We start from the raw sequence: 20,853 nt of genomic DNA, 5'->3' as shown, positions 1-20,853 counted from the left end.
GCCACGCTCACTCGACTGCCGCGGACCGGCGGCGCAGCTCGGCCACGACGCCCTCGACGGGGCCGTCCATGACGACGTTCCCGCGCTCGAGCAGGATCCCGCGCTCGCAGATGGACGAGACGAGGTCGAGGTCGTGGCTCACCACGAAGAGCGTCTTGCCGGCCTCAGCGAGCTCCTTGATCTTGGCGATGCACTTGCGCTGGAACGGCTCGTCGCCCACCGCGAGGATCTCGTCGATGAGGAAGACCTCGGGATCGGTGTGCACGGCGATCGAGAAGGCCAGCTTGAGGTACATGCCGGACGAGTAGAACTTCACCTCGGTGTTGATGAACTCGCCGATCTCCGAGAACTCGACGATCGAGTCGTACATCTGGTCGATCTCGCGCTCGCTCATGCCGAGGATGGCGCCGTTGAGGTAGACGTTGTCGCGTCCGCTCAGGTCATGGTGGAAGCCTGCTCCCACCTCGATGAGCCCGGCCACCCGCTTGCGGGTCAGCACCGTTCCCGCGTCCGGCTGGAGCACCCCCGAGAGGAGCTTGAGCAGCGTGGACTTGCCCGAGCCGTTGAGGCCCAGGAGCGCGACCGTCTCGCCGTCGCGCACGTCGAAGGTGACATCATGCAGGGCGTCGAAGCTCTTGGACAGGTCGCCCTTGCGCCCACGGAGGAGCCACATGACCGCTTCCTTGAGGGAGCGGGTGTGCCGCAGCACGAAGTGCTTGCGGACGCCGCGGCACGAGATGGCCAGGTGAGGGGAGGCCATGGTCTACAGCTCCTGGGCGAATCGGACGGACAGCCGCTGGAACACCCACTGGCCGAGCACGAGGACGGCGAGGGAGACGCCGGCGGAGACGGGGAGCCACAGCTCCAGGAGCCCAGGGGGCAGGCCGACGTCCCCGGCGGCACCTCCCGTGGTGGGCATCCAGAAGGCCAGGTGGAAGACCTCGACCGCGACGGTCATCGGGTTGGCCATGTAGACGCCGAAGGCGGGACCCAGGGCGCGCTCCACCATGGGCCACGTGTAGAGCACCGGCGAGGCCCACGTGACCACCATGAGGATCATGTCCACGATGTTCTCGGAGTCCCGGAAGTACACGTTGGCTGCCCCGAACATGAGCCCGAGCCCCATGGCCAGGACGGCCACGATCACGAAAGCCGGCACGGCCAGTGCCACGTCCCAGAAGGAGGGCCGCCAGCCGGCGAGGAGGCACGCGCCGACGAGCACGGCCAGCTGCGGGAAGAAGTGGATGGCCGAGACCCAGAGGGTCGAGACTGGGAAGAGCTCGCGGGGAAGGTAGATCTTCCGGATCAGGTCCCGGTTGTCCACGATCGAGCGCGTGGAGTTCCTCAGGATCTCCACGAAGAAGTTCACGAGGATGATGCCGGAGAACAGGAAGATCGCGTAGTTGGGGGTTGAGCCCCTCAGGTTGAGGAACACGCCGAGGGCGATGTAGTAGACCCCGAACTGCATGAGCGGCTTGACGTAGGACCACACGAGCCCGAGAACGCTCCCCCGGTACCTGACCCTGATCTCCTTGCGGACCAGGAGCTTGAGCAGGAAGCGCTCGCGGGCCACGTCGAGGAGCCCGGCCGACTGGCCCGGCCTGACCAGCTCCTCCGTCCCTGCCTCCTGCGGTGCGGCCGAGGGCATCACCGCTCCTCCGGGGCCGGCGACACCGCGGCGAACGTGTCCTCCCATGCCTCCCGGCCCACGACGCGCGGCAGCGCATCCCGGTAGGCCTGCGACATCTCGGGCCACTGCGACATGAGCCGCACGTGCGCGGCGATCGAGCGCATGAGGAGGCTGCGGAACGTCCGGGGATCGCGGCGGTAGAGCGAGGCCCCCGTGCCGTCCGAGGACGAGACGAGCGCCGAGTCCAGCTCGGCGAGCCGCCACCACCGGGCGTCGGAGGCGGGAATGGCGAGCTCGGGCCGCTCCTGGGCCTCCTTGCGCACGGGGAGGAACTGACGCACGACAGCCTTCGCGGCCCGCAGGAGGGACTCCGCGACGAGGTTCGGCTCATGCTCGAGCGAGACGCCGCCGCCGCGCAGCACCGGCGGGAATGACTCGACGTCAGACCTGACCTGCGCGTCGGTGAACTGCTTGCGCCGCGCACGGACCCAGCCCAGCCGCTCGGCGATCGTGGCGTGGAGGTGGTCCGGACCGCTCAGGACGTCCTCGAGTGCGCGCACGCGCACGTCGACCGCCGAGTACTGCATGGAGAGGAGGTGGCGCACGTCGAGCGCGAAGCTCTCGAACGGCATCCGCCCGCCGCGCGGGACGGGCGTGTGGCTGAGCGTCACGACCCACCGGTTCCGCTGGTGGTAGTACGCCTGCCAGTCGATCGTGTCGTCCTTCTCGGACCACGGGGCGTGCCACACGGCGGCGCCGGGCAGGGTGACCGTGCGGAAGCCGTGCTCCTGGGCGCGGAGCCCGAACTCGGCGTCGTCCCACTTGATGAAGGCCGGCAGCGCGTAGCCCGTCTCACGGATCACGGCGGTGGGGATGAGGCACATCCACCACCCGTTGTAGTCCACGTCCACGCGGCGGTGCATCCACGGAGTGGTCCGCAGGTTGCCGGCCGAGAAGTCGTGGGCCTCCTTGGTGTTGACGGCCGGCTGCCAGAAGAACCGGAACCGGTCCACCTCCTCGCCGTACGTGTGCAGGACGCTGCGCTCGTACAGGTTGAACATGTGGCCGCCAACGATCACGGGGCGCGAGGCGAAGTCCGCGAAGTCGAGCGCCCGCTGGATCCCCTCGGTCTCGATGCTCACGTCGTCGTCAAGCAGCAGGACGTACCGGCTCTTCCCGGCCACCATGGTCTCGTGCATCCCGCGGGCGAATCCGCCCGAGCCGCCGATGTTGCCCTGCTCGGTCAGGCGGAGCACGTCGCCGAGGCCCCGGGCCGCTTCCTCGAAGTCCGGCTGGTCCCGCACCCGGTCCGTGCCCTGGTCGACCAGGTAGAGGGCATCGAGACGGGCCATGAGGTCCGCATCGCCCGCGAGGGTGCGCATGTGGCGCACGGCGTAGTCGGGCCGGTTGAAGGTCGTGACCCCGATCGAGAGGGTCCCGGGGGCGGAGCCTGTCGTCTCGGGGACGGCCCACTCGGCGCTGCGCAGGGTCACCTCGTGGCCATGGGAGGAGAGGTCGAACCAGTACCAGCCGCCGTCGAGGAAGCCGGCGAGGGGCAGGTCCACGGACGCGGTGCCGGCGCCGTCGGTGTGGAGCGTCGCGACCCGGCTCGCCGCACCCCGCGGGCTCGAGCGGTACACGAAGACGCTCGCCTCGGCGTCGACGTCCACGAGCAGCCGGACGGTCTCCACCTTCGAGTGGTTGCGCCAGTAGCTCGCCGGGAAGGCATTGAAGTAGGTTCCGAACGAGACCCGGTGGAAGCCGGGGAGCCGCATGCTGCGGCGTCCCACGATGAAGTCGGCGCGCTGCGGCGCGGCCTGCGGGACGGCGCTCGTCTGGGAGATGACGCCCTTGCGCTTCTCCCGCCGGGACAGGTGGACGATCCGCTGGACCGGGTTGAAGTCGACGTACAGCGGGAGGACGTCGGTGTCGCCGTCCTGGGGAAGGACGACGCGGTGGACGGTGCGGAAGCCGGCCTCGGTCACGCGTCCACGCCCCCGCTCTCGAGCTTCGCGCCACCCGTGAAGTGCGGCTTGATCCTGTTCTCGTACATGCTCAGGGCGGATCCGATGGCCATGTGCATGTCGAGGTACTTGTACGTGCCGAGCCGGCCGCCGAAGAGGACGTCCTTCTCTGACGTGGCGAGGTCGCGGTAGGCGAGCAGCTTGGCGCGGTCCGCCTCGGTGTTGACCGGGTAGTACGGCTCGTCGCCCTTCTCTGCGAAGCGCGAGAACTCGCGCATGATGACGGTCTTCTCCGTCTGGTAGCCCCGCTCCGGATGGAAGTGGCGGGGCTCGATGATCCGCGTGAAGGGGACGTCGGCATCGTTGTAGTTCACGACCGAGGTGCCCTGGAAGTCGCCGGTGTCCAGGACCTCCTCCTCGAAGTCGATCGTGCGCCAGGACAGGTCGCCCTCGGCGTAGTCGAAGTAGCGGTCCACGGGGCCCGTGTAGACGACCGGGACGTTGCCGACCACGCTGCCCTTGCTGATGGGCTGGGCCTCGTCGAAGAAGTCCGTGTTGAGCTGGACATCGATGTTGGGGTGGTCTGCCATCCGCTCGATCCACGCCGTGTAGCCGTCGGTCGGCAGGCCTTCGTAGGTGTCGTTGAAGTACCGGTTGTCATACGTGTAGCGCACAGGCAGGCGGGAGATGATCCCGGCCGGCAGGTCCTTGGGGTCGGTCTGCCACTGCTTCCCGGTGTAGTGCTTGATGAACGCCTCGTACAGGGGACGGCCGATCAGCTGGATGCCCTTGTCGTTGAGGTTCTCAGGATCGGTGCCCGCGAGCTCCCCGGCCTGCTCGGCGATGAGCGCCCGCGCCTCGGCGGGCGTGTAGTTGGCACGGAAGAACTGGTTGATCGTGCCGAGGTTGATCGGCAGGGGGAAGACCTCGCCCTTGTGCACGCCGTAGACGCGGTGGACGTAGTCCGTGAACGTCGTGAACTGGTTGACGTAGTCCCACACCTTCTTGTTCGACGTGTGGAAGAGGTGCGCGCCGTAGCGGTGCACCTCGATGCCGGTCTGTGCCTCGGTCTCGCTGTACGCGTTGCCGCCGATGTGGTGCCGGCGGTCGATCACGGTGACCTTGAGCCCGAGCTCCCTGGCCGCACGCTCGGCCACGGTGAGGCCGAAGAATCCGGATCCGACGACGACGAGGTCTGCAGTCAAGTTCACTCCTGATTTCGTGGCGGACCGCCACCCAGCGGGTCTGCGGGCCCAGATGTCCGGCTTCAGACTACCCGAGGACCGCCAGCGCCCCGGAATCGGCGGGCGCTGCCGCCGCGGCCGGGGCCTGCACCGTCCTGCGGCGCGGGCGGGACAGGCGGCCAGCGGGTTATCCACAGATCCTCGGGGGGCCATGGCAGCAACCGGGGCCCGCCTCTAGCGTGGGAGTGCGGCGTGTGCCGCACCCTCCGCCAGGGCCGGGCCGGCGGAGGCGGGCACGGAGGGGGCCATGGAACTGCACTGCACGCTCGTCACGCTGTCGCCGGGGCACGCCCGCGCGCGGCAGCTGCGGCGCGAGCTGGTCATCGACGTGGCCGAGGGCGCGCCGGGCGCGGAGGTCGCTGCGGCCCTCGGGCACCTCGGCGCGGGCCGCCTCCTGACCCTCGACGGCGTGCCCCTCGCCGAGTGCCTCGCCGGGGAGCCGCCGCTGCGCAGCGGAGCGGTCATCGTCGCGGGCGCCGTCGCTCCGCCGTCGCCTGCTCCCCCGCTCGTCCTCGTTGTGCGGACGGGCCCAGCCGCCGGCACCGTGGTCCCGCTCGCGCGCGGCGTCCTCGCGCTCGGCCGCGCAGGCACGGCGACGGCAGGGCCGCGCGCGGCCCTGCCGGACCCTGAGCTCTCCCGCGAGCACGCGACGGTCGAGGTCGGCGACGCGGGGGTCGTGCTGCGCGACGCGGACAGCGCTAACGGGACCTGGCTCGAGGGGGCGCGCGTGCGCGAGGCGTCCCTCGCCGTCGGCCAGGAGTTCCGCATCGGCGGGAGCGTGTGCACCCTCGAGTTCGCCGCCGAGCCGCCCGCCGTCCACCCGGAGGCCGGCTCGGCCCCTCCAGACCCGTTGACCGTCACGCGGCACAGTCCCCCGTCCCGCAGGGCAGCCCTGATCGCGACCGCCGTGCTGCCCCTCCTGCTGGGCGTCGGCCTGGCGGCCGCCACGGGCATGTGGATGTTCCTCGCCTTCACGGCAGTCTCGGCCGTTTCGCTGGCCATCCCGCTCTTCGAGGGCGGTGCGGCCCGCCGTGCCTTCGCCAGGGCGCTCGCCGCGGCCGCGGACGACGACGCGGCGCGCCGCCGCCGTCACGCACCGGACGCCGGGGTGCTCGTGCGCTCCGCCGCGTCTCCTTCCCCGTCCGCAACTCCGCCCTCGCCTGTGCCTGACAGTGCCGTCTGGCTGCGCCTCGGCACGGCAGACCAGCCCGCACTCATCACCGTCGAGCCCGCGGAGCCTGGCATGGACGTCCCGCGGCTCCGGGGCGCCCCGCTCGTCATCCCCGCCCAGGGACGTGTCGCGGTGCAGGGCGGGGCCGAACCGGTGGCGGGCCTCCTGCGCTCGCTCGTGCTGCAGACCGCGCTGCTGCCGGCCGGGCGGGACTTCGGCGTCGTGCTCGTGGGCGGCAGCCCGGAGCTGCGGCTGGCAGCACGCTACCTGCCGCGCGTGCGGGTGCTGGCAGACGGGGCCGCAGAGAGCCCCAGCGCGCTCGAGGCAGCGATGCCCGCCGCCGGCAGCGCCGTGGTCGTCATGCTGCCCGGGCTGGCGCCCGAGGCTGCGTCGGCGTGCAGCCGCATAGCGGCGCAGCGCGGCTGGGCTGTCTTCGGTCCAGCGGAGGCGTCCGGCAGCGCCCCGGATGCCGAAATCCGGCTGGGCGCCCGCGTGTCCCACCTCGTCCGAGGGGACGAGCGCATCCCCTTCGCGCCTGATCTCGTGCCCGCCCAGGTGTTCGCCGCGGCTGCACGCCGCGCGGCGGCCGAACCCGTGCACCACGACGGCGCGGTCCCTGCAAGCTGCGGCCTCGACGAGATTGCCGCGGCCTTCGACGCCGAGGGCATGGCGGAGGCCTGGTCCCGCGCGGCCGCGGACCGTGCGGTCGCCGTGCCCCTGGGGCTGTCGGCATCCGGCGCCCTGTACCTGGACCTCGTCGCGGACGGCCCCCACATCCTCATCGCCGGGACGACCGGATCCGGCAAGTCCGAGCTCCTGCGCAGCATGGTCGCGGGCGCGGCGGCCGCCTGCCCTCCGGACCAGCTCTCGTTCCTCTTCGTGGACTTCAAGGGCGGGTCCGGCCTCGAGCCGCTCGGCGGGCTCCCGCACTGCACGGGGCTTGTCACCGACCTCGCCGAGGGCGGCATGGACCGCGCCCTGGCATCCCTGCGGGCGGAGCTGAGGCGCCGCGAGCGGATCCTCGCCGGAGCACGGGCCGCTGACCTGCCCGACTACTGCGCCCGGGGCGGCACAGGGCTCCCCCGCCTCGCCGTGGTGATCGACGAGTTCCGGGTGCTGGTCGACGAGGCCCCGGGAGCCCTCGCAGAGCTGCTCCGGATCGCGACCGTGGGCCGGTCGCTCGGGATGCACCTGGTCATGGCCACCCAGCGGCCGCAGGGGGCTGTGTCCTCGGACATCCGGGCGAACGTCACCACGACCATCGCGCTGCGCACCCAGTCGGAGTCCGAGTCGTCTGACGTCCTCGGCTCCTCGGTGTCCGCGCGCATTCCGGTGGGCCTGCCCGGGAGGGCGTTCCTGCGCGTGGCCGGCTCCGAGCCGGTCGAGTTCCAGACAGCCTCACTGGTGGTCGGCGCCTCCCGCGCTGCGTCGCCGGGGATCCTGGTCCACGACGCCGCGGACTGGCTCGAGCGCGGCGTCGGGAGCCACGCGGGGCACCGGATACGGCTTCCCGCACCCGCCGAGGCAGCGGTCCCGCTCGTCGCGGCCGCGGCAGCCGCATGGGCCCGGCGCCACGGGGGCTCCGGCCCGGGACTGCGCCGGCTGCTCCCTCCCCCGCTGCCGGAGCGCCTGGCCCTGTCCGCGGTCCCCCACGCCGGGGCACACGCGGCGGCACCGCCGTCAGCGGACGTGCTCCTCGGCGTCGTGGACCTGCCTTCGGAGCAGCGGACGGCGCCGCTCGTGTGGACGCCCGAGGCACACGGCCATCTGGCACTCGTGGGTCCGCACGGTGCCGGGGGGAGGGAGTGCCTGACCGCGATCGCCGCCCAGCTCCTCGCCGCCCCGCCCACGCGCCACGTGTACGTCCTCGACGCGGACGGATCGCTCGCGTGGCTCGCCGGCCAGCCGCGCGTCGGGGCGCACGCCGGCGCCTCTGACCTCCGCCGGGCCGCGCGGGTCATCGCGCGCCTCGCCGAGGAATGCTCGGCCCGCCGCTCGGGACACGGCGGGGCCACACCCCTGGTGCTCCTCATCTCGGGGTGGGGCGCCTGGGTGTCCGCGCTCCGCCAGAGCCCGCAGGCATGGGCCGAGGAGGCGCTCGTGGACCTCGTCCGGGACGGGGCGGCCGCCGGACTCGCGGTCGTGGCCGAGGGCGAACGCGAGTTCGTGGCGTCACGGGCGTTCGCAGGACTGCCCTCGAGGATCCACTTCCCGCTCGGCACCACCGAGGAGACGCGCCTGGCCTGGCCTCGGCTCCCGGCAATGCCGGCCCTCGCCGGGCGCGGGGCGGCGACCGGGACGGTCGTGCCGGCCGGGGCCCATGCCGTCCAGTGCGCCGTGCTCGACGAGGAGGCCAAGAGCGCATGGACCGAGGCCGGAGTGCGCGCGCCCTGCTCCCCCCGGCCCTTCCGGGTCGATCCCCTGCCCGCGCTGGCCCCCGCGCACGAAGTGGCTGCACGCGCGCGCGAGGCGGCCGGAGGTATGCACGGCGGGAACGGCATCGGGTCCGGCGACAGGTGCGCAGACGGTCCTCTCCTGGTCGGCCTGGCGGGGGACGAGGCGGCGCCCCTCGCGCTAGAGCTCGGGCATGGGCAGGTGCTCCTCGTCCTGGGCGGACGCGGAGCCGGGAAGTCCGGCTTCCTCGAGGCCCTTCCCCTCATGAACAGCGGTACCCGGTTCGTCCATCCGCCGCGCGCCGGCCAGCTGGAAGCCTGGGAGGATCTCCTGGCCGGCGCTGAGGCCGGGCGCCGGCCCCTTCCGGCCGTCGTCCTCGTCGACGACGCGGACTCCCTCACCCCGGCCGAGGACGCGCTCATCCCAAGGATCCTTGACGCGGGAGCGCGCGTCGTGGCGACCGCTGCCTACAGCGCCGCCCTCTACGCCCGCTGCCCCCTCGCACTCACAGCGCGCTCTAGCGGCGTTGGCCTCCTCCTCGCGCCCCGCAGCCCCGCGGACGGGGAAGTGTTCGGGACGCGGATCGACGTGCCTGGGCGCGTCCCGCCGGGGCGGGCGATCGCGGTGGTGGACGGCTGCACCGTGGACGTCCAGCTCGGGCACCGCGCACCACGCGCCGGAAGGATGCCGGGGGCCGGCTCAGGCGGTCCCCTGACCACGGCGCAGGGCCTGGCCCTCCGCGGCGAGCAGTAGAGCGCCGCTGGGGCGCGGAGAACCCGTCCCTCTACCGCTCCCCGGCGCCTTCCGTCCGATCGGCACGCGGATGGCCTGCCGACCGCTGCGTCGCCGCGAGGACCCGGCGCTCGAAGAGGAGGAAGGCTGCGGCCACGGCGGGCACGAGGATGAGGACCCCGTAGAGGGGGAAGCCTCCCGTGAGCGCCGGCCCCCCGATCACCAGGGCGAACAGCTGCGCAACGAGGGCGGCCGCCCTCGGCCACCGGTAGCCTCGCCAGAGGAACACGGCCGCGGCTGCCAGCCATGCGCCGAAGGCGGCGAGCAGCACGAGGGTGAAGAGTGCTCCGCCCGGCGAGACCCTCGCCTGTCCCGCCGAGAGCCCCACGGCGTAGGCCGCCGCGAGGCCGACGAGGACGATCGCCTCGGACCCGACGATGGCGACGAGGGCGGCGAGCGTCCAAGGGCGGCGGGTGGGCGACGGCGAGGAGCCGCGGGGGTCTGAGGGGGTGGGCACACGGGAACGATACCGCTGCCGCCGGGCAGGCCCCCACCGGTGTGACGCACGCCTCCCGCGTGTGGCCTGAATCCCCCCACGGACCCCTTGTTTACACACAGTTAACGTGACAACCTTAACGGAGTTGACCGCGGGGCCGCAGGGGCCCCTTTGCTTTGAGCGGCTTCGTGAATGTTTTCACAAAGGACGCCGCACACTCGACCCGAGAACGGAGTTGCACTTCCCCATGGATTGGCGTGACCGCGCGGCCTGCCTTGACAAGGACCCCGAGCTTTTCTTCCCCGTGGGGAACACGGGGCCGGCCCTCCTCCAGATCGAAGAGGCGAAGAGCGTCTGCCGCCGCTGCCAGGTGGTGGACACCTGCCTCCAGTGGGCCCTCGAATCCGGCCAGGACGCGGGAGTGTGGGGCGGCATGAGCGAGGACGAGCGCCGCGCCCTCAAGCGCCGCGCAGCACGCGCCCGCCGCGCCTCCTAGGCACCGGCCCCCAGACACCAGCCTCCGGGCGCACGGGCCCGATGGCCCCGCCCAAGGCACGAGGACGCCCGGGACAGCAGCAGCTGTCCCGGGCGTCCTCTGCGTTCCCGGCAGGTTCCCCGTCCGCTTCGTCCCGCCTTCGGCCCGCTCTCCACAGGATCAGCGGTGGTCGAGCCGCACGAGGATCCGGACGGACGTCCCGCCGCCCTCGCGCGCGTTCCACTCGATCGTCCCGCCGAGCTCGCTCGTGACGAGCGTCCGCACGATCTGGAGCCCGAGCCCCTCGTGACGGGACTTCGCCTCCGGCAGCCCGACGCCGTCGTCCTCCACCACGACCTCGAGGACCGGGGCGCCGGCCGCATCCGTCCTGCGCTCGGCGACGAGCCAGACCGTGCCCGAGCGACGCGCGAGGCCATGCTCGACTGCGTTCGTCACGAGCTCGTTGATGACGAGGGCGAGGGGCGTCACGCAGTCGCTCGGCAGCTCGCCGAACTCGCCCCGGCGCTCGGTGGCCACATGCTGGCCCTCGGTCGCGACCTCCGCGGAGAGCCGGAACTGCCGGCCGATCAGCTCGTCGAAGTCCACCGTCTGGGCCAGGCCCTGCGAGAGCGTCTCGTGGACGAGCGCGATCGCGGCGACCCGCCGCATCGCCTGCTCGAGCCCCTGCTTGCCCTCCTCGCTCTTCATGCGCCGAGACTGCATGCGCAGGAGCGCGGCCACCGTCTGCAGGTTGTTCTTGACGCGGTGGTGGATCTCGCGGATCGTGGCGTCCTTGGTCACGAGCTCCATCTCGCGCCGACGCAGCTCCGAGACGTCGCGGCACAGGACAAGCGCCCCGAAGCGCTCGTGCTCGTCCCGCAGGGGAATCGCCCGGAGCGAGAGGCTCACGCCGCGCGACTCGATCTCGCTGCGCCACGGCATGCGTCCCGTGACCACGAGCGGCAGCGTCTCGTCCACCATGCGCCGGTCTTTGATGAGCCCCGCGGCGACCTCGGCGAGCGACCTGCCCTCGAGGGACTCGATCCCGCCGAGGCGGCGGAAGGCCGAGACGCCGTTGGGGCTCGCGTACTGCACCACCCCGTCCGCGTCGAGGCGGATGAGCCCATCGCCGACGCGCGGGGCGCCGCGGCGGGATCCGGTCGGCGAGGCGAAGTCCGGCCAGAGTCCCAGGGTCCCCATCCGCAGGAGGTCGTACGCGCACTGCCGATAGGTGAGCTCGAGCCTGCTGGGCATGCGGGAGCTCGAGAGGTCCATGTGCGAGGTGACGACCGCGAGCGTTCGGCCGTTGCGCACGAAGGGCACCGCCTCGACCCGCATCGCGACGTCCGCATTGAAGCTCGTCTCGTGGCTGCGCTCGATCGCCTGGCTCGCCCAGGCCTTGTCGACCAGGGGGCGCAGGTCGCCCCGGATCTTCTCCCCCACGAAGTCGCTGTGGAACACCGTGTGGGTCGTGGAGGGCCGCACATGCGCGAGCGCTATGTAGCCCGTCTCAGGGTGGGGGAACCACAGCGCGAGATCCGCGAACGCGAGGTCCGCGACGAGCTGCCAGTCTCCGACCAGGAGGTGCAGCCATTCCGCATCCCCCGGACCGAGATCAGCGTGCTCCCTGATGGGGTCCGTGAAGATGGCCACTGCACCGCCCTGTCGTCGTCGTGAATGCCCCCAGCCCGAGCGCCACCTGGTCAGTGGCGCACGATCGAGCGGAGCAGCCTCAATGCTACCGAGAGCGAGGCCATGTCATCGCTCTCCAGCGCGTTGACCTCGGCGAACATGGTCGCCGCCCGGTCCAGCTGCTCCCGGTTGTCCGCCTCCCACACGGCCAGCCTCTCCTCGGGCGCGGCCGAGCCGGGCGCCGTCTCCATGATCGAGCGCGTGATGTCCGCGACAGTGCTGTAGAGGTCGTCGCGCAGCGCGGCGCGGGCGAGTGCCTGCCAGCGGTCCCGGCGCGGGAGGGACGTGATCCGCTCGAGCAGCGAGTCCACCCTGAACCGGTCGAACACCGTGTAGTAGAGGCTCGCCACGTCCTCCACGTCCGCCTCCGAGGTCTCCGCGATCCGGGCGACGTCCAGGAGCGCGTAGCTCTCGAAGAGCTCGGCCCAGCGGTGCGCGAGGTGCTCGGGAAGCTCCCACTCGCGGGCGCGCTCGAGCCATGCGCCCACACGCTCGGCGTCCTGGCCGCGCAGGAACGTCAGGAGACGGGCCCTCAGGGATTCCATGGTCGGTGCGTACTTCGCCACGACCTCCGCGATGGTCCGACCCGAGGTGCCCTGGTGCAGGAGCCAGCGGACCGCCCGGTCCAGGAGTCGGCGCACATCCAGCTGGATCGCCGTCCAGTGCTCGGTGGGGAACGAGGCGGGGAGCGCGTTGAGCTCGGCTGTCAGCTCGTCGAGCCGGTAGATCTCGCGCAGGGCCACGAACGCCTTCGCGATCGACTCGGGGGCGGCGCTCGTCTCCTCGATCGTGCGGAAGGCGAAGGTGATCCCGCCGAGGTTGATCATGTCGTTCGCGATCACCGTGGCGATGATCTCGCGGCGCAGCGGATGCGTGTCGAGGTCCTCGTCGAACCGCTCCGCGAGCTGTCGCGGGAAGTAGGAGCGGAGGGTGTCCCGGAACCACGGGTCGTCGGCGAGGTCGGATTCGCGCAGGGACTCCGTGAGCTCGATCTTGGCGTAGGCGGCGAGGACCGAGAGCTCGGGCGAGGTGAGGCCCTGCCCCTGCTCGAGGCGGCGACGGAGGTCTCCGGTGCTCGGCAGCGCCTCGAGCTCGCGCTTGAGGTCCGCGCGCTCCTCGAGCCAGTCCATGAGGCGCTCGAAGCTCGGGCTCCACTCCGCGACCTTGGCGCGGTCGTTGACGAGCAGGATGTTCTGGTCGATGTTGTCCTCGAGCACGAGCCGCGCGACCTCGTCCGTCATCGACGCGAGGAAGTCCGTGCGCTCGCCCTCGTCCAGTCGCCCGGCAGCCACCATGCGGTCCACGAAGATCTTGATGTTGACCTCATGGTCGGAGCAGTCCACGCCGGCCGAGTTGTCGATCGCGTCCGTGTTGAGGATGACGCCCTGCAGCGCCGCCTCGATGCGCCCGCGCTGCGTGAACCCGAGGTTCCCGCCCTCGCCCACGACCTTGACGCGCAGGTCCCTGCCGTCGACCCGGATCGCGTCGTTGGCCTTGTCCCCCACATCGCCGTGGGTCTCGGTGCTTGCCTTGACGTACGTGCCGATCCCGCCGTTGTAGAACAGGTCCACCGGGGCGAGCAGGATCGCGCGGAGCATCTCGTGGACGCTCAGCTGCTGCGTGCCCTCGGGAAGGCCGAGGGCCGCGCGGACCTCGTCGGACACCGGGATCCACTTCGCCGAACGCGGGTACACCCCTCCGCCGGCGCTGATGAGCTCTCGGCTGTAGTCGTCCCACGACGAGCGCGGGAGCTCGAAGAGGCGACGCCGCTCCGCGAAGGAGGCGGCGGCGTCGGGCGTCGGATCGAGGAAGATGTGCCGGTGGTCGAACGCCGCCACGAGCCGGATGTGCTCCGAGAGCAGCATGCCGTTGCCGAACACATCGCCGGACATGTCGCCCACGCCCACCACGGTGAAGTCCTCGGTCTGGGTGTCCAGGTCGAGCTCGCTGAAGTGGCGCTTGACCGACTCCCACGCTCCGCGGGCCGTGATGCCCATGGCCTTGTGGTCGTAGCCCACCGAGCCGCCCGAGGCGAAGGCGTCGCCGAGCCAGAACCCGTACTCGGCGGCAAGCCCGTTGGCGATGTCCGAGAACGTCGCCGTCCCCTTGTCGGCCGCGACCACGAGATAGGAGTCGTCCTCGTCATGGCGTACGACGCCGGTCGGCGGCACGACCTTCTCCGTCGCCGCCGCGGCGTCCCCGGCTGGGTCGGCTGCTGCTTCGGCGGCCGGGACCGCCACGCGGTTGTCGGTGATGTCCAAAAGGCCCCGGATGAACGTCTTGTAGCTCTCGATCCCCTCCGCGACCCAGGCCGCGCGGTCGAGTGCCGGGTCCGGCAGGCGCTTGGCGAAGAAGCCCCCCTTGGCACCAGTCGGGACGATCACGGCGTTCTTGACCACCTGGGCCTTGACGAGGCCGAGGATCTCCGTCCGGAAGTCCTCGCGGCGGTCGGACCAGCGCAGACCGCCGCGGGCGACCTTGCCGAACCGCAGGTGCACGCCCTCGACGCGCGGGGAGTACACCCAGATCTCGTAGGCGGGGCGCGGCGAGGGGAGCCCCTCGATCATCGACGGCAGGAGCTTGATGCTCAGGTAGGTGCGACCGAGGTAGAAGTTGGTCCTCAGAGTCGCGTCGATGAGGTTGATGAACGTGCGCAGGAGGCGGTCGGCGTCGAGCGTGGGGACCTGCTCGAGTGCCTCGGCGAGCTCCCCACGGAGGCGCTCGACCGTCTCAGTCCTCTCCGCCTCGCCGAGCGTGGGATCGAAGCGGGCCTCGAAGTAGGCGACGAGGCGTCGGGTCACCTGGGCATTGGCCAGGAGGGTATCGGCCATGAAGCCGAACGAGTTGGTGTTCCCCATCTGGCGCATGTACTTCGCGTAGGAGCGCAGGAGCACGACCTGCCGCGAGCGCAGACCCTCGCGCAGCACGAGCCGGTCGAGGCTGTCCGACTCGGTCTCCCCGGAGACCGCCGAACCGAAGGCGTCGGCGAGCAGGTCCCCGGTGGACACGGGGTCCACGCCGGAGGGGTACTTGAGGCCGAGGTCGTAGAGGAAGAACTCGCGGGCGTCCGCCGTCTCGATCTCGAAGGGACGCTCGTCGAGGACCTCGAGGCCCAGATTGTGGAAGTACGGGAGGATCTGGCTCAGGCTCTTCGGCTCGAGGAGGTAGAGCTTGACGCGCGCGTCCTCCTCGAGGTCTTCGCCCGCGCCGCGCGGCAGGTAGACGTGGACGGCCGGCCGCTCAGGCGCCTCCTCTTCCGCTGCCTTGTCCGCGGCGGCCCGCTCGAGCGCGTACGCCTCGAACCGTGTGATGTCCTCGAGGGCGTCCTCGACGCTGTAGTCCACCCGGTAGGAAGCGGGGAAGGCCTCGCCCCACACGGCGGCGAGGTGCTCTGCCTGTTCGAGCGGGCGGTTCTCATGGAGGACCTGTGCGATCCCCTCGCTCCACGAGCGGGTCGCCGAGACGAGGCGCTGCTCGAGCCCGGACGTGTCCGCTGCGCCCACCGTGGCGCCCTTGGGCAAGCGGATGCGGAAGTAGAGGCGCGCGAGCGCCGACTCGCTCATGTGGGCGTCGTAGTCGATCGACTCGGCATGGAACTCGCGGCCCAGCTCCTCCTCGATCCGGCGCCGGACGGCGGTGTTGTAGCGGTCCTTGGGGAGGTAGACGACCGCGTTCATGAACCGGCCGTAGATGTCCGGGCGGAGGAACAGCCGCGTGCGGCGCCGCTCCTGGAGCCTCTGGATGCGCAGGACCGTGTCAAGGAGGGTGTCGACATCGATCTGGAAGAGCTCGTCGCGCGGGTAGGTCTCGAGGATCGCGAGGAGGTCCTTGCCCGAGTGGGAGTCGGCGGGGAACCCGGAGCGGCGCATGACGGCGTCCAGCTTGTCCCTGACGATCGGGACGCTCCGTGCGGACTGCGTGTACGCGCTCGAGGCGAAGAGCCCGATGAACCGGCGCTCTCCGTCCACGCGGCCGTTGGCGTCGAAGCGCTTGATGCCGATGTAGTCCAGGTACGCCGCACGGTGGACCGTGCTGCGCGAGTTCGCCTTCGTGATCACGAGGGCGCGGCGTTCGCGCGCGTGGGCCTGCCCCTCGGCTGTGAGGTGCTGGAGTGTGTGGGCCCCGTCCCCGCGGAGGAGGCCGAGGCCGCTGCCCTCGACGAGCTCGAGGACGTCCTCGCCGCCCGCTGTGACGAGGTCGTACTCGCGGTATCCGAGGAAGGTGAAGTTCCCGGCGTCGAGCCAGCGGAGCAGCTCGCGCGTCGGCTCGAGGTCGGGGACGTCGTCCCCGGCGACCGTCGCGAGTCCCTCTGCGATCTCCACGGCCTTGGTGCGCATGGCCTGCCAGTCGTCCACAGCGGCCCTCACGTCGCGCAGGACGCGATGGACGCCGTCGACGATCTCCTCGCGCTGCGCGGCCGTCGCGCGGCTCGTCTCGATCGCGATCCAGGACTCCATCGATGTGACGTTGTCCCCCTGCGCGGCCAGAGCGGTGAGCTGCGGGAGCGTGGCGGTATCACCGCTCGTGAGCCCCCACTGGGAGGGCACGCGCTCAACCGTCACGAGCGAGTGGTCGCTCCTGCGCCGGGTGACGACGAACATGGGGTGCACGACGAGGTGGATGGCCAGGCGCTGCCGGACGACTTCCGCGGTGACCGAGTCGACCAGGAAGGGCATGTCGTCCGTGACGATGTAGACGATGCTGCGGCTGCCCTCGTCGACGACCGAGACGTTCGCCTCCCCTGGAACGCGGCCCTGAGCCAGCTGCCAGTGCTCCCGGGCCCTTCCGGCGAGCGTGTCCGAGGGGTAGGACTGCCGGTCCTCTTCCGCGAGATGCTCGTAGTAGTCCGCGAGGAACTGGGGCTCCTGGTCTGCGGACGGGAACGGGGCCTGCTGGGCAGTACCGGTCGACACTCGGGTTCGCCTCCACTGGAATCGTGCTGCTACGTCGCAGCGTTCCCTCCGAGCCTAACGCTCGGCCCCCACCCCTGCTTTGGTCTTCCGTCTAGCGAATCTCCGATCATGCTGTGCAGGCTCACAGACCAGCCGTGCGATGCTGTTTCTGATGCCGGACTCGGGCGCGGCCTCCAGGAGAACGGACCCGCCGAGCAGCGCGGCGTCTGCCGCGGCCCCGTCGAAGGGGATCATGGCCGTGATCGGGTGCGCAGGCCCGAAGCGGTCCCACGCCTCGCGCAGGGCCCGCTCGGGGAATCGGCCGACGGAGCCGGGGCGGACTTTGTTGAAGACGACCGCTGGCGAAGCCTGAGGGACCGCCTGCTCGAGCTCGCCGAGCGCGCGCACGAGCCGCGGCATGCCGACGGGGTCTGCCGCGCCGACGGCGAAGACCCTGTCTGCGACTTCGAGGCTGCGCAGCGTGGCGGCATTCCGCCGCGGCGCCATGGTGTCGAAGCTGAGCTCCTCGTCGGCCTCGAGGCAGAAGCCCGCGTCGACGATCACCGAGTCAGCTATCTCCCGGCAGCGCTCGAGCACCGCGCCGAGTGCCGCGGCCCTGATCTCGGGCCACCGGTCGGCGCGGGTGAGTCCCGTGAGCACCCGCAGGGTTCCCACGCCCGCCGCGGGGCCCATGATGACGGGAGTCGCGATCCGCTCGAGCGACTGGCGGTCCAGTAGCCCTTGGTCTGCGAGGCGGCAGGCCTGCGCGAGTCCGGCGGAGTCGTCCAGCAGGCCCAGCATGGCCGCTACTGAGGCCCCGTACGTGTCCGCGTCGACGAGGACGACGCGCCGCCCCTCGGCGACGAGCTCTGCGGCGCAGTTCACGGCGAGCGTTGTGCGGCCGGGGGACCCGATCGGCCCCCAGAAGGCGATGATCTCGCCCTCTCCGGCGGGCTCCTCGGAGGACTCGCCCTGGGCTGGCTCGGCGAGGGGACGCGCTCCGGGCACGGCGAACGACGACAGCGGCGCGGGGGCGGAGGTCAGCGCCGCGCGCTCGACGGCCTCGGCGATCATCCCGGCGAGCTCCGATGCAGCCACGCCTTCCCGCGCCGAGAGCACTCCGAGCCCTTCCAAGCGGCTGCGCTCGGCGTCGTCGTCGGAGAGCCCCACGAGCGCGACGCCTACCGTCGCGAGCCGGTCGACGAGCGTCGCGGTGATGTCGGCGGTCCCGCCGGCCACGACCGCCGCCCGGGCCAGGCCCGTCTGGCACGCCGCGATGAGCTCGGCGAGCTCCGAGCAGCGCCTCACCACCGTGACCGGCCCGTGGAGGCGCTCGAGCGATCCGACGAGCTCGGCCTGTCCGGCCCCGATCGTGACGACGGGGATGCTCAACGAGAGGTCCCTGCGGGATTCCAGACGAGCGAGAGCCTGGAACTGTTCGCCTGCGCGCCCAGGAGCGGGGCGAGCTTGGCGTCCTCGACGAGGACGAGGACGTGGGTCTCGCGGCTTCCGCCGAGCGCACTCGTGGCAGCCTCGATGTGCGCGATCTCGGCGCCTGGGACGAGGAGCTCGGGCTCGGCATAGCCGTTGCGGCCGTCCGGGCGCGCCACCCAGACGTCCACCCGCGTGCCCGCAACGGCCTCGGCCGGCAGGGAGTCCTCGACAGTGACGGAGACGGGCTTACGGTCCACGGCGTGTGGCTCGCCGAGGCTCGAGGCAGGGACCAGGTCCCCCTTCACCACCCGCTGGAGTGCGACCTTGCCCTCGGGCACGGTGTCCCCGACAAGGTAGCGCCCCTCGGCATCCCCGAGGCTCACGTCGACGCGCACCAGCTGATCCGGGCCGATGCTCTGCCCGACCGCGATGTCCTCCTTCGCCGCGTAGGCAGGCACCGTGCGGTCGGCGGCATCGACCAGTGCCACGACGCCGGCCACGGAGGCGAGGACGAGGAGCAGGCCCACGAGCAGGCGCGGATCCTTCCAGGACGGCTTGGCCAGACGGGCACCGGCCGGGTTCTCGGCAGCGGGCATCGCGTTCCCCTCGTGTCTCGGGCCGCACGCCGGCCCCCCTGCCACATTCTGTCCCCGGACGCGCGCTGCCCCAAGTCAGAACTCATCAAACTGCGCCAAACTGTGGATAACTCCATCAAATTTCCCCGCTCGGAGGCCACCCGGTGGCACAATGTAGGCATGCCACGCTTCCTCACGCTCGCCGATGTCTGCGAACAGCTCCAGATCAGCTCCGCACAGGCGTACGCACTGGTGCGCAGCGGCGAGCTCAAGGCGATCCAGGTGGGAGGGCGCGGCCAGTGGCGGGTCGAGGACGTCAAGCTCGAGGAGTACATCCAGGAGAGCTACGCCAAGGCTGAGCGGATGCTCGCGGAGGGACGCCGCTCGCATTCCGCAGGCTGACGCTCCTCACATGCCCGAGCGTACGGCTATGAGCGCTGCGAAGGGCACGACGACCGTGCCTGCAGGACCGCGCCCCCACTCGTCGGATCGGTTCGCCACCTCGGCATAGTCGCGCCCCACCGTGTCGAGGGTGCCGGCCACAAGGAGAGGTTCTCCGCGGCCCGCATCGACGACGCACGTCACGAGCGCGCGATCGCGGGCGAGGGCCCTGAGGCCCGAGGCGAGCGAGAGCTTCCGGCGCACTGCCGAGCCCTCTTCGCGCGCCGCCCGCCCGAGCCCGGACACCGTCACGATGCCTGCGAGCGGCACAAGCGCACTCTGGGGTCCCTCCTCCAGCACAAGCCACGCCTCGGCCAATTGGGCGAGACGCCCACGCAGCCGAACTCCACCTCGCAGGAGGAGGTCGACAGGCCGCTGCCCGTGCCCCCGGAGACGCTCGGCCATCCCCAGCGCGCCCTGCTCCGCCCGCACCCTCTCCGATACTTCGGACTCCGCATCGAGCCGCGCCGCCGAGGCAAGCTGCGCCTCGAAGTCCTCGAACAGGCTCTCCCACCGCATGCTGCTCACCCTAGGGAGCAGAGCCGATCGGGTCAATTCAACTCAAATCCCCGGATAACTGGACAAAGACCTGAGAACAGGCTCAAACTTGACTCACGATAACCAAACTGCATCAAACTGCATCCAAGAGATCGTTTGTGGCCCATTTCGGGCCCGAATTGGGGGGACCATGGAGAACACCCGCAGACAGCAGCTCGCTGCAGACGGCCTGACCGCAGCCGCCGTGCTCGCGCTCGGCACCGTGCTCGTGGCGGCTGGCCATGCGCTCGCGGGACGCTACGCGCCCGGGATGGGCGGTCAATGGCTCCGCATGGCTCCGCTCCTCAGCCCCGACGGCAGCCTCCCTTCGGTGGAGGTGCTGCTCGGGCTGTTGGCCAGCGTCACCGGGCTCGCAGTCGTCGCGTGGTGGACCCTCTCGATGGCACTGGCGACCGCCGCCGCCGTCCTCGAGGCGGCCGGTGCGCGCACGTCCTCACGCCTGGCCGGTTCCTTCGCCCCGGCCTTCATGCGCCGCCTCGCACTGGCAGTGGTGGGTCTGAGCCTCATGGCAGCGCCTGCCCACGCCGCGCCGGCCCTTCCCGATCCGGCATGGACGCCCAGCGCCTCACAGCCGGTCGCCGAGCCCGCCCGGGAGGGGACGGCGCCGCCGCAGGCCCCCAAGGACGAAACGGCGCCCACGGGGGCTCGCGCACGCGCTGCGGCCCCGGCTGCCACGGCAGCCTCGGCCGCCACGCCTGCACCGGTCCCCCGCACTGCACCCGCCGGAGCCCTTTCGCCCTCGCAGGCACCCCCTCAGGACCTCGGGGCACCGACGGCCGCACCGACCCCCCTCCCTCAGGCGGCCTGGACACCGCCCGCCCCGCCGGCCTCGGCATCAGTCCTCGTCCCCGCGAACTCGCGCGGCACAGCACCCCAGTCAGGCCCGTCGGTCGAGGTCAGGCCCGGCGATTCGCTCTGGTCGATCGTGGCCCGCCAACTGGGTCCTGGTTCGAGCGACCTGGAGATCGCTGAGGCCTGGCCCGCCTGGTATGCGGCGAACGAGGGAGTGATCGGATCTGACCCGGACCTGATCAGACCTGGGCAGCTCCTCATCCCGCCCCGCTAGCACCGCCACTGCACCATCACGGCGATCCCGCTGCCGTCATCACCCAAGCACTCCCAGCTGCCGCCGCCAGCGGCCCGCACCGAAGGAAG

At 71.4% G+C, this 20,853-nt stretch carries 14 protein-coding genes; 4 read left to right on the top strand and 10 right to left on the bottom strand.

Annotation, left to right across the window (positions count from 1 at the left end; translation table 11 throughout):
* Positions 1-7 precede the first annotated feature (7 nt).
* From ABCQ75_RS03080 to glf, 4 genes are read right to left on the bottom strand one after another with little or no spacing between them, the layout of a single operon-like run.
* Complete coding sequence (locus tag ABCQ75_RS03080) at positions 8-760, bottom strand: ABC transporter ATP-binding protein (protein ID WP_345883049.1); 753 nt, start codon at positions 758-760, stop codon at positions 8-10.
* A 3-nt stretch (positions 761-763) separates the two neighbouring features.
* A complete protein-coding gene (locus ABCQ75_RS03075; RefSeq protein WP_345883048.1) occupies positions 764-1,648 on the bottom strand; it encodes an ABC transporter permease in 885 nt (294 codons plus the stop codon).
* Positions 1,648-3,615, bottom strand: coding sequence for a glycosyltransferase (locus ABCQ75_RS03070; RefSeq protein WP_345883047.1), 1,968 nt, complete (start codon positions 3,613-3,615; stop codon positions 1,648-1,650). Before ABCQ75_RS03070 ends, ABCQ75_RS03075 begins: the two co-directional genes overlap by 1 nt.
* Positions 3,612-4,799, bottom strand: coding sequence for a UDP-galactopyranose mutase (gene glf / locus ABCQ75_RS03065; protein WP_345883046.1), 1,188 nt, complete (start codon positions 4,797-4,799; stop codon positions 3,612-3,614). The genes ABCQ75_RS03070 and glf overlap by 4 nt, the downstream gene beginning before the upstream one ends.
* A 286-nt stretch (positions 4,800-5,085) precedes the next feature.
* Between glf and ABCQ75_RS03060 the strand changes: the two genes are divergently transcribed.
* Positions 5,086-9,156, top strand: coding sequence for an FtsK/SpoIIIE domain-containing protein (locus tag ABCQ75_RS03060; protein ID WP_345883045.1), 4,071 nt, complete (start codon positions 5,086-5,088; stop codon positions 9,154-9,156).
* A 31-nt stretch (positions 9,157-9,187) separates the two neighbouring features.
* Here ABCQ75_RS03060 and ABCQ75_RS03055 read toward each other — a convergent pair whose 3' ends face one another.
* A complete protein-coding gene (locus tag ABCQ75_RS03055; protein ID WP_345883044.1) occupies positions 9,188-9,652 on the bottom strand; it encodes a hypothetical protein in 465 nt (154 codons plus the stop codon).
* Positions 9,653-9,878: 226 nt separating this feature from the next.
* On the opposite strand from ABCQ75_RS03055, the gene ABCQ75_RS03050 reads away from it, so the two are divergent.
* Entirely contained in the window at positions 9,879-10,127 is a 249-nt protein-coding gene (locus ABCQ75_RS03050; protein WP_077490065.1) for a WhiB family transcriptional regulator, read from the top strand.
* 159 nt (positions 10,128-10,286) lie between these two features.
* On the opposite strand, the gene ABCQ75_RS03045 is transcribed toward ABCQ75_RS03050, so the two are convergent.
* The 4 genes from ABCQ75_RS03045 to ABCQ75_RS03030 are packed head-to-tail and all read right to left on the bottom strand — an operon-like array spanning position 10,287 to position 18,720.
* On the bottom strand, positions 10,287-11,759 hold the full coding sequence (locus tag ABCQ75_RS03045) for a sensor histidine kinase (RefSeq protein ID WP_345883043.1): 1,473 nt from the start codon (positions 11,757-11,759) through the stop codon (positions 10,287-10,289).
* A gap of 50 nt (positions 11,760-11,809) precedes the next feature.
* The gene (locus ABCQ75_RS03040; protein WP_345883042.1) at positions 11,810-16,711 is read right to left on the bottom strand and encodes an NAD-glutamate dehydrogenase; all 4,902 of its coding nucleotides are present in this window, start codon (positions 16,709-16,711) and stop codon (positions 11,810-11,812) included.
* 54 nt (positions 16,712-16,765) lie between these two features.
* The gene (locus ABCQ75_RS03035) at positions 16,766-18,082 is read right to left on the bottom strand and encodes a CpaE/TadZ family protein (protein WP_345883041.1); all 1,317 of its coding nucleotides are present in this window, start codon (positions 18,080-18,082) and stop codon (positions 16,766-16,768) included.
* The gene (locus tag ABCQ75_RS03030; RefSeq protein WP_345883040.1) at positions 18,079-18,720 is read right to left on the bottom strand and encodes a hypothetical protein; all 642 of its coding nucleotides are present in this window, start codon (positions 18,718-18,720) and stop codon (positions 18,079-18,081) included. Before ABCQ75_RS03030 ends, ABCQ75_RS03035 begins: the two co-directional genes overlap by 4 nt.
* 159 nt (positions 18,721-18,879) lie before the next feature.
* Between ABCQ75_RS03030 and ABCQ75_RS03025 the strand changes: the two genes are divergently transcribed.
* Positions 18,880-19,101 (top strand): helix-turn-helix domain-containing protein, encoded by a 222-nt coding sequence (locus tag ABCQ75_RS03025; protein WP_345883039.1) that lies wholly within the window; start codon positions 18,880-18,882, stop codon positions 19,099-19,101.
* A 6-nt stretch (positions 19,102-19,107) separates the two neighbouring features.
* On the opposite strand, the gene ABCQ75_RS03020 is transcribed toward ABCQ75_RS03025, so the two are convergent.
* Complete coding sequence (locus tag ABCQ75_RS03020) at positions 19,108-19,659, bottom strand: hypothetical protein (RefSeq protein ID WP_345883038.1); 552 nt, start codon at positions 19,657-19,659, stop codon at positions 19,108-19,110.
* A 169-nt stretch (positions 19,660-19,828) separates the two neighbouring features.
* Here ABCQ75_RS03020 and ABCQ75_RS03015 point away from each other — a divergent pair, with 169 nt between their 5' ends.
* Entirely contained in the window at positions 19,829-20,764 is a 936-nt protein-coding gene (locus ABCQ75_RS03015) for a LysM peptidoglycan-binding domain-containing protein (RefSeq protein WP_345883037.1), read from the top strand.
* The last annotated feature ends 89 nt before the right edge of the window (positions 20,765-20,853 follow it).

Source organism: Sinomonas halotolerans, assembly GCF_039615075.1.
Classification (GTDB): domain Bacteria; phylum Actinomycetota; class Actinomycetes; order Actinomycetales; family Micrococcaceae; genus Sinomonas; species Sinomonas halotolerans.
This window is presented reverse-complemented; position numbering and strand designations above follow the sequence as displayed.

Excerpts from the sequence above, each read along its gene's own strand:
- ABCQ75_RS03080 (WP_345883049.1), bottom strand. The coding sequence starts at position 760 with ATGGCCTCCCCTCACCTGGCCATCTCGTGCCGCGGCGTCCGCAAGCAC.
- ABCQ75_RS03075 (WP_345883048.1), bottom strand. The coding sequence starts at position 1,648 with ATGCCCTCGGCCGCACCGCAGGAGGCAGGGACGGAGGAGCTGGTCAGG.
- ABCQ75_RS03015 (WP_345883037.1), top strand. The coding sequence starts at position 19,829 with ATGGAGAACACCCGCAGACAGCAGCTCGCTGCAGACGGCCTGACCGCA.
- ABCQ75_RS03030 (WP_345883040.1), bottom strand. The coding sequence starts at position 18,720 with ATGCCCGCTGCCGAGAACCCGGCCGGTGCCCGTCTGGCCAAGCCGTCC.
- ABCQ75_RS03050 (WP_077490065.1), top strand. The coding sequence starts at position 9,879 with ATGGATTGGCGTGACCGCGCGGCCTGCCTTGACAAGGACCCCGAGCTT.
- ABCQ75_RS03060 (WP_345883045.1), top strand. The coding sequence starts at position 5,086 with ATGGAACTGCACTGCACGCTCGTCACGCTGTCGCCGGGGCACGCCCGC.
- ABCQ75_RS03025 (WP_345883039.1), top strand. The coding sequence starts at position 18,880 with ATGCCACGCTTCCTCACGCTCGCCGATGTCTGCGAACAGCTCCAGATC.
- ABCQ75_RS03020 (WP_345883038.1), bottom strand. The coding sequence starts at position 19,659 with ATGCGGTGGGAGAGCCTGTTCGAGGACTTCGAGGCGCAGCTTGCCTCG.